At 62.3% G+C, this 13,768-nt stretch carries 14 protein-coding genes; 9 read left to right on the plus strand and 5 right to left on the minus strand.

Annotated elements, in window-relative coordinates; translation table 11 throughout:
• Nucleotides 1-80: 80 nt before the first annotated feature.
• A complete protein-coding gene (locus KJP28_RS02725; protein WP_218390693.1) occupies nucleotides 81-821 on the plus strand; it encodes a CPBP family glutamic-type intramembrane protease in 741 nt (246 codons plus the stop codon).
• Between the two features lie 67 nt (nucleotides 822-888).
• Here KJP28_RS02725 and KJP28_RS02730 read toward each other — a convergent pair whose 3' ends face one another.
• From KJP28_RS02730 to KJP28_RS02750, 5 genes are all read right to left on the minus strand, one after another.
• Nucleotides 889-1,599: an ABC transporter ATP-binding protein gene (locus KJP28_RS02730; protein WP_255552159.1), complete on the minus strand. Its 711-nt coding sequence runs from the start codon at nucleotides 1,597-1,599 to the stop codon at nucleotides 889-891.
• Nucleotides 1,599-2,372 (minus strand): ABC transporter ATP-binding protein, encoded by a 774-nt coding sequence (locus KJP28_RS02735; protein WP_218390694.1) that lies wholly within the window; start codon nucleotides 2,370-2,372, stop codon nucleotides 1,599-1,601. The genes KJP28_RS02730 and KJP28_RS02735 overlap by 1 nt, the downstream gene beginning before the upstream one ends.
• A complete protein-coding gene (locus KJP28_RS02740; protein WP_218390695.1) occupies nucleotides 2,369-3,628 on the minus strand; it encodes a branched-chain amino acid ABC transporter permease in 1,260 nt (419 codons plus the stop codon). The genes KJP28_RS02735 and KJP28_RS02740 overlap by 4 nt, the downstream gene beginning before the upstream one ends.
• On the minus strand, nucleotides 3,625-4,557 hold the full coding sequence (locus tag KJP28_RS02745; protein ID WP_218390696.1) for a branched-chain amino acid ABC transporter permease: 933 nt from the start codon (nucleotides 4,555-4,557) through the stop codon (nucleotides 3,625-3,627). Before KJP28_RS02745 ends, KJP28_RS02740 begins: the two co-directional genes overlap by 4 nt.
• A 79-nt stretch (nucleotides 4,558-4,636) precedes the next feature.
• The gene (locus KJP28_RS02750) at nucleotides 4,637-5,872 is read right to left on the minus strand and encodes a branched-chain amino acid ABC transporter substrate-binding protein (RefSeq protein WP_218390697.1); all 1,236 of its coding nucleotides are present in this window, start codon (nucleotides 5,870-5,872) and stop codon (nucleotides 4,637-4,639) included.
• A gap of 163 nt (nucleotides 5,873-6,035) precedes the next feature.
• Here KJP28_RS02750 and KJP28_RS02755 point away from each other — a divergent pair, with 163 nt between their 5' ends.
• The 8 genes from KJP28_RS02755 to KJP28_RS02790 all read left to right on the plus strand — a co-directional run bounded on the left by KJP28_RS02755 (nucleotide 6,036) and on the right by KJP28_RS02790 (nucleotide 13,763).
• Complete coding sequence (locus tag KJP28_RS02755) at nucleotides 6,036-7,223, plus strand: acyl-CoA dehydrogenase family protein (protein WP_218390698.1); 1,188 nt, start codon at nucleotides 6,036-6,038, stop codon at nucleotides 7,221-7,223.
• 10 nt (nucleotides 7,224-7,233) lie between these two features.
• A complete protein-coding gene (locus KJP28_RS02760; protein WP_218390699.1) occupies nucleotides 7,234-8,340 on the plus strand; it encodes an acyl-CoA dehydrogenase family protein in 1,107 nt (368 codons plus the stop codon).
• Complete coding sequence (locus KJP28_RS02765; RefSeq protein ID WP_218390700.1) at nucleotides 8,337-9,155, plus strand: SDR family NAD(P)-dependent oxidoreductase; 819 nt, start codon at nucleotides 8,337-8,339, stop codon at nucleotides 9,153-9,155. The genes KJP28_RS02760 and KJP28_RS02765 overlap by 4 nt, the downstream gene beginning before the upstream one ends.
• 4 nt (nucleotides 9,156-9,159) lie before the next feature.
• Nucleotides 9,160-9,615, plus strand: coding sequence for a MaoC family dehydratase (locus KJP28_RS02770; protein ID WP_218390701.1), 456 nt, complete (start codon nucleotides 9,160-9,162; stop codon nucleotides 9,613-9,615).
• Nucleotides 9,612-10,535 (plus strand): SDR family NAD(P)-dependent oxidoreductase, encoded by a 924-nt coding sequence (locus KJP28_RS02775; RefSeq protein ID WP_218390702.1) that lies wholly within the window; start codon nucleotides 9,612-9,614, stop codon nucleotides 10,533-10,535. Before KJP28_RS02770 ends, KJP28_RS02775 begins: the two co-directional genes overlap by 4 nt.
• 26 nt (nucleotides 10,536-10,561) lie before the next feature.
• A complete protein-coding gene (locus KJP28_RS02780) occupies nucleotides 10,562-11,764 on the plus strand; it encodes an acetyl-CoA C-acyltransferase (RefSeq protein WP_218390703.1) in 1,203 nt (400 codons plus the stop codon).
• Between the two features lie 100 nt (nucleotides 11,765-11,864).
• On the plus strand, nucleotides 11,865-13,100 hold the full coding sequence (locus KJP28_RS02785) for an acyl-CoA dehydrogenase family protein (RefSeq protein ID WP_418887914.1): 1,236 nt from the start codon (nucleotides 11,865-11,867) through the stop codon (nucleotides 13,098-13,100).
• Entirely contained in the window at nucleotides 13,101-13,763 is a 663-nt protein-coding gene (locus tag KJP28_RS02790) for a histidine phosphatase family protein (protein ID WP_218390705.1), read from the plus strand.
• Nucleotides 13,764-13,768 lie beyond the last annotated feature (5 nt).

The following is a 13,768-nucleotide window of genomic DNA, read 5'->3' on the forward strand; positions in this document are numbered from 1 at the left end:
ACGGGCGCCGCCCTTTTTCTTGGCCTTTGCAGCAAATGCTGTAGTGTCCCGGCAAAGACAGAAAAAACGAGGGGTCGGGCATGTTTTTCTGGAAACCCTATTTGGCGTGGAGCGCCATCGGTCTGGTCGGCGTGCTGTTTTTGTCGCTCGCGACGGACACCGGGATGATCTCGCAAACACCGGGTATGGGCGACATGTCACCGCTCGCCCTGCGGCTCATGGCAGCCATTCAGCCGGCGGCACTCGTGCTGATCGGCACGGCGTTGGGTGTCCATGTCGCGCATCAGATCGGGTTCAGGTCGTGGCTGACGGAAAAGCTGCGAGGCGAAGACATGCGGTTTCCGTCGCCTGTCCTGCCCCTCATCGTGGGGCTTCTGCTCGGATTTGTCGTCGCGATTGTGGATATCGCCTTCTTCCGCCTGGTCGAGGGTGCCTGGCCGGAACAGGCCTCGCAAGGGGTCGTCGACCGGCTCATGGCCGTGACCTATGGCGGGATCAGCGAAGAGCTGATGATGCGATATGGCTTGCTGTCGTTCCTGATCTGGATTGCAGCGAAGGTTGCCGGCGTCGCTCGTCCGGGCAACGGCCTCGTCTGGACGATGATCGTTGTCGTCGCGCTTCTTTTCGGGGCAGGGCACTTGCCTGTCATGGCGCAATTCGCGGAGCTGACGGGGCCGATCATTCTGCGCACGATCGGGTTGAACGCGGCGCTCGCGCTCTTCCTCGGCTGGCTCTACTGGAAACGGGGGCTGGAAGCGGCGATGATGGCGCATATCGCGTTTCACCCCGGATTATGGATTGGCCTCCTATTGGTTGCCTGACCGTGCCTTGAACGCAGACACCCGGCGGGAGGTCGCCGGGTGTCGCTTCGGTCACGCAGGGAGCGGCTCAGACTTCGAGCCACTCCGCCCGTACGTCGTCGCGCTTGGCGAACTCCGCAGGGGTTCCGGAATAGACGATCTCGCCATGCCCCATCACGTAGACGCGGTGAGCGATCCGGAGCGCGATCGAAAGTTTCTGTTCGACAAGCAGAATCGCCACCCCGGTCTTCGCGATCTCGGCGATCATGTCGCCGATCTGCTGCACGATCTTGGGCGCGAGCCCCTCTGTCGGCTCGTCGATGATGATCAGTTCCGGGTCGCCCATCAGCGTCCGGCACATGGTCAGCATCTGCTTCTCGCCGCCTGAGAGCACGCCCGCCTGATTGTCGGCCCGCGCGCGCAGGTTCGGGAACATGTCGAGCATCTCGTCGATGGTGTGACGCCCCGGATTGCGGGTGTCTTTTATGCCCATCAGAAGGTTCTGGCGCACCGTCATCGTCGGAAAGATGTCGCGTTCTTCCGGGACGTATCCCAAACCCATCCGGGCGATCTTGTGGCTTTCCAGTCCCGAGATCGGTTTCCCTTTGAACAGGATTTCGCCCTTCGGCGCGACTTCTCCCATGATCGCCTTGGCGGTGGTCGATCGTCCCACGCCATTACGCCCAAGAAGCGCAATGACCTCGCCGGGCATGATCTCCATGTTCACGCCGCGCAGAACGTGGGATTTGCCGTAGAAGGCATGAAGGTCCTTCACGGACAGCATCGGTTCGGCGGTCATCACACCATCTCCTTCACGTCGGGTTCTTCTTCGTCGCCGAGATAGGCTTCGCGCACCTTGGCATCGCCCCGGATGTTTTCGGGCGTGTCGCAGGCGATGATCTCGCCATAGACCAGCACCGAGATCCGGTCGGCGAGGTCGAAGATCACGCCCATGTCGTGTTCGACGATGATGAGCGTCTTGCCTTCGGTCGCCGTGCGGATCAGCTGCACCGCGCGGTCGGTTTCGGAATGGGACATGCCCGCCGTCGGTTCATCGAGCAGGATCACGTCCGCCCCGCCCGCGATGGTGATCGCGATCTCCAGAGCGCGCTGGTCGGCATAGGGCAGGAGCGAGGCGGGCAGGGCGGCCTTGTCCACCAAACCGCAGCGTTCGAGGATCTCGTATGTGCGGCTCTGCACCTCCTTGTTCGACCCGATGTTACGCCACCACGAATACCCCTGACCCATCGCGTTCAGCACACCGCAGCGCACGTTTTCGCGCACCGTCATGTTGATGAAGATGTTGGACACCTGGAATGAACGTGACAGGCCGCGATGGTTGATGAGATGCGGGGCCATACCCGCAATCTCTTCACCATGCAGTTTCACGCTCCCCGAGGTCGGCGTGTAGAGACCGGAGATCAGGTTGAACAACGTGGACTTCCCCGCGCCGTTTGGCCCGATGATCGCATGACGCTCGCCTTTCTCGATGTCGAGGTTCACGTCGGTGATGATCTTGGCCGGACCGAAGCTCTTGTTCAGGTCTTTGAGAGACAATGCATAGGTGCTCATGCCGCGCCCTCCTTGTCACGATTGGCGAAGTAGGTCAGCGCGATCCCAGCCACGGTCGCCACGAGGAACAGGATCCAGGTCAGCGGGTTCGTATGGCTCAGGTGCATCCCGAAGGGTTCATAGACCTCACCATAGCCGTTCGACCAGCGGACCGAGACTTCGACGAGGATGATGAGCCCGATGAGCATCAGGAACCCACCGGCCAAAGTCGTGAACCACGATTTGAGGAAAGCGCCGCGATCGTCGCTCCGGAAACCGTCAAGGAACCCGAAGACGATGCCCGCCAGCCCACGGGGGGCGAACATCACGATCACGATGAACAGCATCCCGAGATAAAGCAGCCAGGCCTCGGTGAAGTCCGACAGCATCGACTGCATGTAGGTGAGCAGGATCGCCCCCATGATCGGCCCGACGAAATAGGCGATACCGCCGACGTAGGCCATGATGAGCACGAAGCCGGACGGCACGAGGCTCAGCGCATCGGGGGTGAAGATTTCATAATTCACCGCCGCCATGCCGCCTGCGAGACCGGCAAAGCCGCCCGCGAAGATGAACACGAGATAGCGCACCTTCTGTGGGTTGTAGCCGATGAACTGGACGCGTTGGGCATTGTCGCGGGTCGCTTCGGACAGCCGGCCCAGCGGCGTGCGGGTGAAGGCCCACATGCCGAGGATACCGACGAACATCCAGAACGCTATGAACCAGTAGACATCGTCGATCGGACCCAACGACAGGCCGAACATCTGAGTCCCGTTCATGCGGTCGCCCGAGATGCCTTGTTCGCCGCCGAAGAAGCTGTCGAACATGAACGCGGCCGCGAAGATCAATTCCGCCACGCCGAGCGAGATCATGGCGAAGGTCGTGCCTGCCTTCCGAGTCGAGGGCCAACCGATGATCGCACCGGCGAGCGCGCCGCCCGCAAAGCCGACGATGGGCAGGAAGAAGACCGGGAAAGCACCCCATAGGCCCGCTTCCTCTTCGATCCAGCCCATTGCGTGAACGGCGAGATACCCACCGAGTCCGAAATAGACCGCATGGCCGAAGGACAGCAGCCCGCCCTTGCCGAGGATCATGTTGTAGGACAGCGCGAACACCACGTTGATGCCCATCTGGTGCGCAATGGTGTAGAAGGTCCGCGACGGGCCGGTCATCGGGATCGCGACAAGGATGGCCGCGAGGATCAGGAAGGGGAGCGTCCGCTGCCTGAATTTCTGCGCCGATGAGGGTGCGAGGTCTTGAACGGTGGTATCGGTCACAGCTCTTTCTCCCCCATGAGGCCCTGCGGGCGGAAGATCAGGATCAGAACGAGAAGCAGGAACGGTAGAACCGGTGCCAGCGACGAGATGCTGATCCGTCCGACTTCGCTAAGCTCGGACAACCCGATGAAGCCGAAGATATCCGCGAACGAGGCGTTGATGCCGACGGCGAGGTTTTGCAAAAGGCCGATGACGAGAGACGCGACGAAGGCGCCTTCGAGCGACCCGATGCCCCCCACGACGACGACCACGAAGACGATCGGTCCCATCTGGACCGCCATTGCCGGGTCGGTGACGAAGATATTGCCCGCCATGACACCGGCCAGACCGGCCAGCGCACAACCGATGCCGAACACCATCATGAAGATGAGCGGCACGTTATGGCCGAGATGCCCGACCATGTGCGGATGGGTCAGCGCGGCCTGGATGATGAGGCCGGCGCGGGTACGTTTGAGCAGATACCACAGGCCGATCAGCATACCGACGGCGATCACGATGATGAACAGGCGATAGGCCGGGAAGGAGGCGCCGTAGACCTGGAAGGCGGCGAAGTTCAGAAGATCGGGGATTTTGTAATCCACGGCGGTCTTGCCGTAGACGATCTTGACGACTTCCTCGATCAGGTAGGCAAGCCCGAAGGTGAAAAGAAGCTCTGCGACATGGCCATTGGCATGGACCTTGCGCAGACCGTAACGCTCGACCACGGCCCCGACGAGACCGACAAGGACCGGCGCGATAAACAGCGCGATCCAGAAGCTCGAGATGCCCGAAAGCGTGAAAGCGAAATACGCGCCCAGCATGTAAAAGCTGGCGTGCGCGAAGTTCAGAACGCCCATCATCGAGAAGATGAGCGTAAGACCGGAGGACAGCATGAACAGGAGCAACCCGTAGCTCACACCGTTCAGAAGCCCGAAGACTAGCGTTTCCATTGAGACCTCGCCTGGGTGTAAAAAGGGCGCCGCGCGCTTCCGCACGGCGCCCTATCGTTCACAGCTACTTGGGGCCGGATTACTCCGGGCGCTCCATTTCGCAGGTGGTCGGCTGTTCGGCGGACGCCATGTCGATGGTGCCACCTTCGACGAGTGCCCAGCCGAGCTCGATGTTGTCGACGCCGTATTTCACGTCGTCGGACACGGTCGAGATGAACAGCGGCTGCTGCATCTGGTGGTCCTCGGCGCGCATCGTTGCCTGGCCGTAGGCGTGGTCGATGGTCAAACCTTCCATGGCCTTTGCGACCGGGATCGGATCGACGGACCCGGCTTCTTCCGCAGCCTTGACGAACATTTCCATCGCGTTGAACGCGCGGTGGTAGTAGTAGTCGTAGTCCGGGAAGCGCTCCTTGTATTCCTCGATCAGGGCGTATTGTTCGTCGTCCGCGTCGAGGTTGGTGATGCCTTCGGTCACCTGGTAGAGGAGGCCGACGCCACCTTCACCCAGCGACGAAACCGCACCCTTGGACCCGCCGTAGAAGGTCAGGTAAGGCACGTCGGAGCCGTTTTCCGCAGCGGCCTTCATCAGAAGCTGCATGTCCGCGCCCCAGTTGCCGGTAATGACGGCATCCGCGCCCGAGGAAATGATCTTCTGAATGTAGGGCGTGAAGTCCTTCACCTTGGCGAGCGGGTGAAGCTCGTTGCCCACGATCTCGATGTCCGGGCGCTTCTCCTTGAGTTGCTCTTCCGCAGCCGAAGCCACGGCCTGCCCGAAGACGTAGTCCTGACCGATCAGGTAGACCGACTTGATGTCGTCGCGCTTGGCGATCCAGTCGGTGATGGCGGCCATTTTCATGTCGGCATGTGCGTCGAAACGGAAATGCCAGAAGCTGCAAAGCTCATTGGTGAAGGCCGGCGTGACGGCGGCGTAGTTGAAGAAGATGACCTCTTCGCCGGGGTTGCGGGCGTTGTGCTTGTTCACGGCTTCGATCAGCGCGGCGGCCACGGACGAGCCGTTGCCCTGGAAGATGTAGCGCGCCCCATCGTCGATGGCCTTCTGAAGCTGAACCAGCGATTCCTTGGGGTTGATCTTGTTGTCGTAGCCGGTGACTTCGATTTCGTTGCCGTTCACGCCACCATTGGCATTGATGTGTTCGGCAGCGAGGATGAAGCTCGTGTAGGCGGCTTCACCCGACGGGCCCATGGGGCCGGAAAGCGGGTCGATGAATGCCATTTTGACAGTGTCGGCATAGGCGGCCGACATGGCCATGACGGACGTAGCGGCCGCCAGAATGGCGGTTTTTCTGAAAGTCATAAGGTCCTCCCTTTTTCGAAATACCGGGATTCTGTCCCGGGCATTCCCGGCAACAGTCAACGAGACAGGTCTCGTGCTGTCAAGGAATTTGTGAAACTGAATTTTGCATTGCAAAACTGTCATGCTTTATGTCGATATGTGGAAAACGGGAGGAGAATCGCCCATGGCAGATGGGGACAAGCAGGCTTTGGCCGAATTTCGCGCCGAAATCGCGGATTGGATCGACCGCACCGCGCCGCCCGAAATCCGCGACCGGGACTTCAGTGAAGACGATATCTGTTGGGGCGGCAAACGGTTCGTATTTGCCTCCGATGGTCAGAAGGCCTGGATGGAAGCCTGCGCGGAGCGCGGGTTGACCGCGCCGATGTGGCCTACCGAATATGGTGGAGCAGGGCTGACCCGCGCGCAGGACAAGATCTTCAAGGAAGAGCTCGACCGTTTGCGGGTCAAAAAACCGCTGGACAGTTTCGGCCTCTGGATGCTCGGCCCCGCGCTTCTCGCGTTCGGGACGGAAGATCAGAAAAAGCATTTCCTCCCGCAGATCACGCGGGGCGAGATCCGCTGGTGCCAGGGATACTCCGAACCCGGTGCAGGATCCGACCTTGCGAGCGTGCAGACATGGGCCGAGGACAAGGGCGATCATTGGGTCGTCAATGGATCGAAGATCTGGACCTCGTATGCGGACAAGGCCGACTGGATATTCGCCCTCATCCGCACAGACCGCGACGCGCCCAAGCACAAGGGCATCAGCTTCATGCTGATCGACATGGAGAGCGAGGGCGTCTCCACCAAGCCCATCAAGCTGATCTCCGGCAAGTCGCCGTTCTGCGAGACCTTTTTCACCAACGTGAAGGTGCCGAAAGACTATGACGGCCTGTCCTCGATCGTGGGGGAAGAGAACCGGGGCTGGGATGTCGCAAAGCACCTGCTCACCCATGAGCGCGAGATGATCGGAGGTGGCGGATCGGGGCTGACCGGCGGGCGCAGCGTCGGAACGGTACTCGCCGACGAGGGCCAGAGCGACCCGGTCATCCTGAGCCGCGCGATGAAGCTTGAGGTGGATTCGATTGCGATGGCGCTGACGCTCGACCGCTACAAGGATCTGGCCAAACAGGGCGGGGTCGGCAACGCCTCGGCGATGCTGAAGTATTACGGCACCGAGCTGAACAAAGACCGGTTCGAACTGCTCATGTCGGCGGGTGGTTCCGAAGCCCTGAAATGGGAGAGCGATGCGCATGGCACGCTCGCCCCCGAATGGCTCCGCACCAAGGCAAACTCGATCGAGGGCGGCACCAGCGAGGTGATGCTCGAAATTCTGTCCAAGCGCGTGCTTGAACTACCGGCACGGTGAGGAAGACGACATGACGACACTTGTTGCAACCGAAGACGAAGTGATGCTGCGCGATGCGGCGCACGGGTATCTCGACGGGGCCGCGCCGGTCCGAAACCTGCGCGAAAACCGCGAAGCGGGCCGGGGGTTCGACCCGAAGGTCTGGGCCGAGATGGTCGAGATGGGCTGGGCCGGCGTGCTCGTGCCCGAGGATCAGGGCGGCTCGGACATGGGCTTTGCCGCCGCCAACATCCTCGCCGAAGAAATGGGACGCACGCTCGTGTCCTCTCCTTTTTTGTCGACCGCCGTAATCGCCGCGACCGCACTCCGCAAAGCGGGACGCGATGCTTCGCGGATCGCGTCGGGCGAGGCGATTTATGCGCTCGCGGTGGACGAGGGGCCGAAATTCGACCCGGACGGATGCGCGCTGCGCGCCGAGGCTGCGGGCAACGGGTTCAAACTGTCTGGCGCGAAGACTTTCGTCGCCGAGGGGATGAGCGCCGACCGGGTGCTTGTGCTGGCCCGTGCCCATGCCGGGCTGACGCTGTTCGATCTCGACGCACGCGCCGCCGGCCTGTCCCGCGAGAAAATGGACCTTGTGGATAGCCGCGACCACGCCGACCTGACCTTCGACGATGTCGAAGCCACCGGCGAGGATGTGGTGGGCGAGGTGGGAGACGGCATGGGCGCGCTTGCGCCGGCGCTTCGCGCTGGGCAGGCAGCCGTCTCCGCCGAGCTTCTCGGGCTGTCTGCCGGAGCGTTCGGGATGACGACCGACTATCTCAAGGAGCGAAAGCAATTCGGCGTGGTGATCGGGACGTTCCAGGCGCTCCAGCACCGGGCCGCGCACCTGTTCTCCGAAATCGAGGTGACCACCTCTGCCGTGATGAATGCAGGCCGGATGCTGGACGAAGCGCCGGACGAGGCCGAGCTTGCGGTGTCGCTGGCCAAAGCGCGGGCGTCCGAGACCGCCGGGCTCGCGGTGCGCGAAGGCGTGCAGATGCATGGCGGGATTGGGATGACCGACGAATACGATATGGGGTTCTACATGAAACGTGCCCGCGTCGCCGCCGAATGGCTGGGTGATTATGGTTATCACGCCGCGCGTGTGGCCCGGGCTCGGGGGATGGTCGCATGAGCCTGACGCCCCCCGACCTGTTCGATTTGACCGGCAAGGTCGCGCTCGTCACTGGCGGTGCGACCGGGATCGGTCGCATGGCGACCGAAGGGCTCGCCGCGGCTGGGGCGCGCGTGCTGATTGCCAGCCGCAAGGCCGATGCCTGCGAAGCGGTTGCGACGGAGATCAATGCACTGGGCTATCCCGGCAGCGTCGAAGGCTTCGGCGGTGACGTGGCCTCGCAGGCGGGCGTGGATGCGCTCGCTACCGAGGTCGGCGGACGCACCGACAAGCTGCACATTCTGATGAACAATGCAGGCCGGACCTGGGGCGCACCACTGGGTGAATTTCCGTTCGAAGCCTGGACCAAGGTCATGGATTTGAACAATGCGGGCATGTTCCAACTGACGCAGGCGCTTCTGCCGATGCTCGAGGCATCGACGAGTTTCGACGATCCCGCCCGCGTGGTGAATGTCGGCTCGGTCATGGGCGATGTGCCCAAGGGGGCCGGAGCCTATAGCTATTCGGTGTCCAAGGCGGGTGTGCACCACATGACGCGCATCCTCGGGAACGAACTGGCCGAACACCACATCACCGTGAACGCGCTCGCGCCCGGACCTTTCGAGTCGAAAATGACCGCCTTCGCGTTGGCCGACGAGAAACGTGCCGAGAAGACCGCCGAGGGCGTTCCGCTCCGGCGGCTGGGTGCCGCGTCCGACGTCGCCGCCACGATGCAGTTCCTGTGCGGAAAAGGCGGCTCCTATGTCACGGGTGCGATCATCCCGATCTCCGGCGGCATCAATTGCCACGCCGGTGGCAGCCTGTTTGCGGAGTAGGAAAATGAAACTCGAAGAATTCAAGGCGTTGGAAGGTCAGGAGGTCGGTGTCTCCAAGTGGTTCGAGATCACGCAAGCGCGGATCGACCAATTCGCCGACGCGACCGAGGATTGGCAATACATCCATACGGACCCGGAATCTGCCGCCAAGACGCCGTTCGGGGGCACCATCGCGCACGGTTTTCTCACCCTCAGCCTGTTGTCGGCCATGGTCTATGACGCGCTGCCGAATGTTGACGGGGTGACGATGGGCGTGAACTACGGAATGAACAAGTTGCGCTTCATCTCGCCGGTTCCGGTCGGTTGCAGGGTTCGCGCGCGCTTCGTTCTCGCCTCTTGCGACACGTCGAAGCCGGGAGAGTTCACGACGATCACGAATGTAACGGTCGAGATCGAGGGCGCGGAAAAACCGGCGCTGATCGCGGAATGGATCGGCCGCAGATACATGGAGACGACATGAGCAACGAATTTCAGGGCCGCGTGGCCATCGTGACCGGCGCGGGCGTCGGGTTGGGCCGCAGTCATGCGCTGGGCCTTGCCGAACGCGGTGCGAAGGTTGTGGTGAACGACCTCGGAGTTTCGACGGATGGGAGCGGCTCGGGGTCCGATGCCGCCCGCGCAGTGGTCGCGGAAATCCGCGAAAAGGGCGGTCATGCCATCGCCAACGGCGCCGATGTGACCTCGCGCGAGGACACGCAGGCGATGGTCGAAGAGGCCATCGCGGAATTCGGTCATATCGACATCCTCGTGAACAACGCCGGTATCCTTCGCGACAAGACCTTCACCAAGATGGACCTCGATGATTTCTGGAAAGTCGTGGATGTGCACCTGATGGGGTCGGTGAATTGCACGAAAGCCGTCTGGTCCCACATGAACGCGCGCGAGTACGGGCGGATCGTGATGACGACGTCGGCGTCGGGCCTTTATGGCAACTTCGGCCAATCGAACTATGGCGCGGCCAAGGCCGGTGTCGTTGGGCTGATGAACGTGCTGGCGCAGGAGGGCGCGAAAAAGAATATCCGCGTGAACACGCTCGCCCCCACGGCGGCGACCCGGATGACCGAAGACCTGCTACCCGAACAGGTGCTCGCGCTTCTGAAACCCGAAACGATCACGCCCGGCCTTCTCGCCCTCGTGACAGAAGACGCGCCGACCAAGATGATCCTTGGTGCAGGCGGCGGTTGTTTCGCCGAAACCCGGATCACCGAAACGCGCGGCGTTGCGCTCGCAGATGACGAGATCAATCTCGAAGGTGTGCTGGCCGCGATGGACCGCATTCGCGACCCCGAAGGCGCGACCGAGATGGCCAATGCCTTTACCCAGACACAGAAATACGTCGGCCTTGCTGCCGAACTCCGCGGCATCGTCCTGCCCGGCTGACCGAACAAACAAGAGGAACCGAACCTATGCGTGACGCCGTCATCGTCTCAACCGCCCGCACCCCGATTGGCAAAGCCTATCGCGGCGCGTTCAACAACACACATGCGCAGGAATTGATCGGCCACGCCGTGAAACATGCCGTCGACCGCGCCGGGCTCGACGGCTCTGAGGTGCAGGATTGCGTCATCGGAACGGCGATCCAGCAGGGCTCGACGGGTGGCAACATCGGGCGTCAAGCGGTGATCCGCGCGGGGCTTCCGGTGTCGGTCGCGGGCATGTCCATGGACCGCCAGTGCGCGAGCGGCATGATGGCCATCGCGACGGCGGCGAAACAGGTCGTGCACGACGGAATGCAGGTCGCCATCGGCGGCGGGGTGGAATCGATCAGCCTCGTGCAGAACCAGAACATGCGCACCGATCACATGGCCGACCCCTGGACCAAAGAACACAAGCCCGAGCTCTACATGACCATGCTCGAAACCGCCGAGATCGTCGCCGAGCGTTACGGCGTGAGCCGTGAGGATCAGGACGCCTATGCGCTCCAGTCCCAACAGCGCACGGCAGCGGCGCAGGAGGCGGGGCGCTTCGATGATGAGATCGTGCCGCTCACCTCGACGCAGGCGATTATCGACCGTGAAACCAAAGAGGTTTCCTATGCCGAGGTGACGCTGGAAAAAGACGAGGGCAACCGCCCCTCGACCACGCTTGAGAACCTCGAAGGTCTGTCGCCCGTCTTCAAGGACGGCCAGCAGGTCAAGGACGGCAAATACATCACCGCGGGGAATGCGAGCCAACTGTCCGATGGCGCCTCGGCGGCGGTCATCATGGAGGCCAAGGAAGCCGAGCGGCGCGGGCTTCAGCCGCTGGGCCGCTACGTCGGCGTCATGGCGGCGGGCTGTGAGCCGGACGAGATGGGCATCGGCCCGATCTATGCGGTGCCCAAGCTGCTCGAAGCGCATGGGTTGAAGATGGACGACATCGGGCTGTGGGAGTTGAACGAGGCTTTCGCTTCCCAGGTGCTGCAATCTCAACGGGTGCTGGGCATCCCGAACGAGATCATGAACGTGGACGGCGGTGCGATTTCCATCGGCCACCCCTATGGCATGTCCGGTGCCCGGATGGTCGGCCACGCGCTGATCGAGGGCAAGCGCCGGGGCGCGAAATACGTGGTCTGCACCATGTGCGTGGGCGGCGGCATGGGGGCCGCGGGCCTGTTCGAAGTTCTGTGAGAATAACGCGCGAGACGTAAACATCATTGCGCATCTTTGAACATCTGTGTTCAAATGGCGCGACCCGGACGATCCGGGATAGGAGGAGAAAGACATGTCCATGGACCTGGGCGTCACCAAGAAGGTGCAACCGCTGATCGACGCCGTGCGCAAGATGATCGACGAAGACATCGTGCCGGCGAACGAGGAATACCATGCCGAGATCGGCAACAACCCGGAGCACGACCGCTTCAAGCTCAACGACCGGCAACTCGAGATTCTCGACGGCCTGAAAGCCGAGGCGAAAAAGCGTGGGCTCTGGAACTTCTGGCTGACCGACAGTGACCGGGGCTATGGGCTGACCACGGTGGAATACGCCTATCTTGCCGAAGAGATGGGAAAATGCCCGCTCGCCGCCGAGGTGTTCAACTGCTCGGCGCCCGATACCGGCAACATGGAGGTGCTGGAGCGCTACGGAACGGATGAACACAAGGAAAAGTGGCTCACCCGTCTCCTCGATGGCGAGATTCGCTCAGCCTATGTGATGACCGAACCGAACGTGTCGTCTTCGGACCCGACGCAGCTTTCCTTCGAGGCGAAGAAGGACGGCGACGAATGGGTGCTGAACGGCGAGAAATGGTGGATCTCGGGCGCGGGCGATCCGCGTTGCGCGGTCTACATCGTCATGGCTTGCACCGACCCCGAAGCGCATCGCCATTCGCGCCACTCGATGTTCGTGATGGATGCCGACACGCCGGGTGTTGAAATCATTCGCCCGATGCAGGTCTTCGGAAACGACGACGCGCCGCACGGCCACATGCACATGCGGTTCAAGGATGTGCGCATCCCGGCGGACGCGCTGATCCTGGGCGAAGGGCGCGGCTTCGAGGTCGCGCAGGGCCGGCTTGGACCGGGCCGCATCCACCATTGCATGCGCGCCATCGGTCAGGCTGAACGCGCGCTCGAGATGATGTGCAAGCGCGGGCTGACCCGCGAAGCCTTCGGCAAGAAAATCGCGACCCTCGGCGCGAACTACGACATCATCGCCAACTGCCGCATGGAAATCGAAATGGCCCGGCTCCTGTGCCTCAAGGCCGCGCATATGATGGACACGGTCGGTGTGCGCGAAGCGCAGCCCTGGATCAGCCAGATCAAGGTCGTTGCCCCGCTGATGTCGACCAAGGTCGTGGACGAGGCGATGCAGATGCACGGCGGCGAAGGGATCAGCCAGGATCAGCCGCTCGCAGGCATGTATACCTCGCTGCGCACCCTGCGCTTCGCGGACGGCCCTGACGCGGTTCATCGTCGTCAGGTGGCGCGCGCCGAATTGCGCAAATACACGAACGAGAAGATCTGAGTGGGACTGCTCACCGTCATCCGTCACGCCCAAGCCTCGTTCGGGGCGGCGAATTATGACCAGCTTTCCCCGCTGGGTCATCGCCAATCCGAGGCTCTGGGCGCGGCGATGAAGGCCCAGGGAGTGGCGTGGCCGGACCGCGTCTTCGTAGGTGAACAGGTGCGCCACCGGGAAACCTTCGACGGCGTCGCGCGTGCCTACGGCGCGGATGTGGAGCCCGAGGTGCATCCCGGTCTCAACGAGTTCGACTTCGGCGGGTTGCTCGAGGCGCACGAGAAATCCGAGTCGCTTCCAGAGCGCACCACCGGCGACCGCGCGGCGCATTTCCGGCAACTCAAAGCCACCGTGCTCGCCTGGCAGCGTGACGAGATTTCATCGCCCCCTGAAACCTTCGCGGCCTTCGTCGGTCGGGTGCAGGACGCGCTCGAAGCGGCACGGGGCGCGGATAGCGTGATGATGTTCTCCTCCGGCGGCGCGATCAGCCAGATGATCCGGCTGGTCCTGAACGCGCCGGCAGATCAGCAGATCCTGCTTCAGCTTCAGATGAAGAACTGCGCCGTGAACCGTTTCGTGCAGGGACGAAACGCGACCTATCTGCACGGCTTCAACGAAACACCGCATATCGACGCCCTCAACGCGTCCGAGATGCTGACCTATAGCTGAGGGGC

Origin of the sequence: Maritimibacter dapengensis, assembly GCF_019218265.1 — a bacterium.
Classification (GTDB): domain Bacteria; phylum Pseudomonadota; class Alphaproteobacteria; order Rhodobacterales; family Rhodobacteraceae; genus Maritimibacter; species Maritimibacter dapengensis.

Coding starts and splice junctions, on each gene's coding strand:
- KJP28_RS02765 (WP_218390700.1), top strand. CDS start 8,337: ATGAGCCTGACGCCCCCCGACCTGTTCGATTTGACCGGCAAGGTCGCG.
- KJP28_RS02785 (WP_418887914.1), top strand. CDS start 11,865: ATGGACCTGGGCGTCACCAAGAAGGTGCAACCGCTGATCGACGCCGTG.
- KJP28_RS02745 (WP_218390696.1), bottom strand. CDS start 4,557: ATGGAAACGCTAGTCTTCGGGCTTCTGAACGGTGTGAGCTACGGGTTG.
- KJP28_RS02725 (WP_218390693.1), top strand. CDS start 81: ATGTTTTTCTGGAAACCCTATTTGGCGTGGAGCGCCATCGGTCTGGTC.
- KJP28_RS02750 (WP_218390697.1), bottom strand. CDS start 5,872: ATGACTTTCAGAAAAACCGCCATTCTGGCGGCCGCTACGTCCGTCATG.
- KJP28_RS02780 (WP_218390703.1), top strand. CDS start 10,562: ATGCGTGACGCCGTCATCGTCTCAACCGCCCGCACCCCGATTGGCAAA.
- KJP28_RS02770 (WP_218390701.1), top strand. CDS start 9,160: ATGAAACTCGAAGAATTCAAGGCGTTGGAAGGTCAGGAGGTCGGTGTC.
- KJP28_RS02730 (WP_255552159.1), bottom strand. CDS start 1,599: ATGACCGCCGAACCGATGCTGTCCGTGAAGGACCTTCATGCCTTCTAC.
- KJP28_RS02755 (WP_218390698.1), top strand. CDS start 6,036: ATGGCAGATGGGGACAAGCAGGCTTTGGCCGAATTTCGCGCCGAAATC.
- KJP28_RS02735 (WP_218390694.1), bottom strand. CDS start 2,372: ATGAGCACCTATGCATTGTCTCTCAAAGACCTGAACAAGAGCTTCGGT.
- KJP28_RS02760 (WP_218390699.1), top strand. CDS start 7,234: ATGACGACACTTGTTGCAACCGAAGACGAAGTGATGCTGCGCGATGCG.
- KJP28_RS02775 (WP_218390702.1), top strand. CDS start 9,612: ATGAGCAACGAATTTCAGGGCCGCGTGGCCATCGTGACCGGCGCGGGC.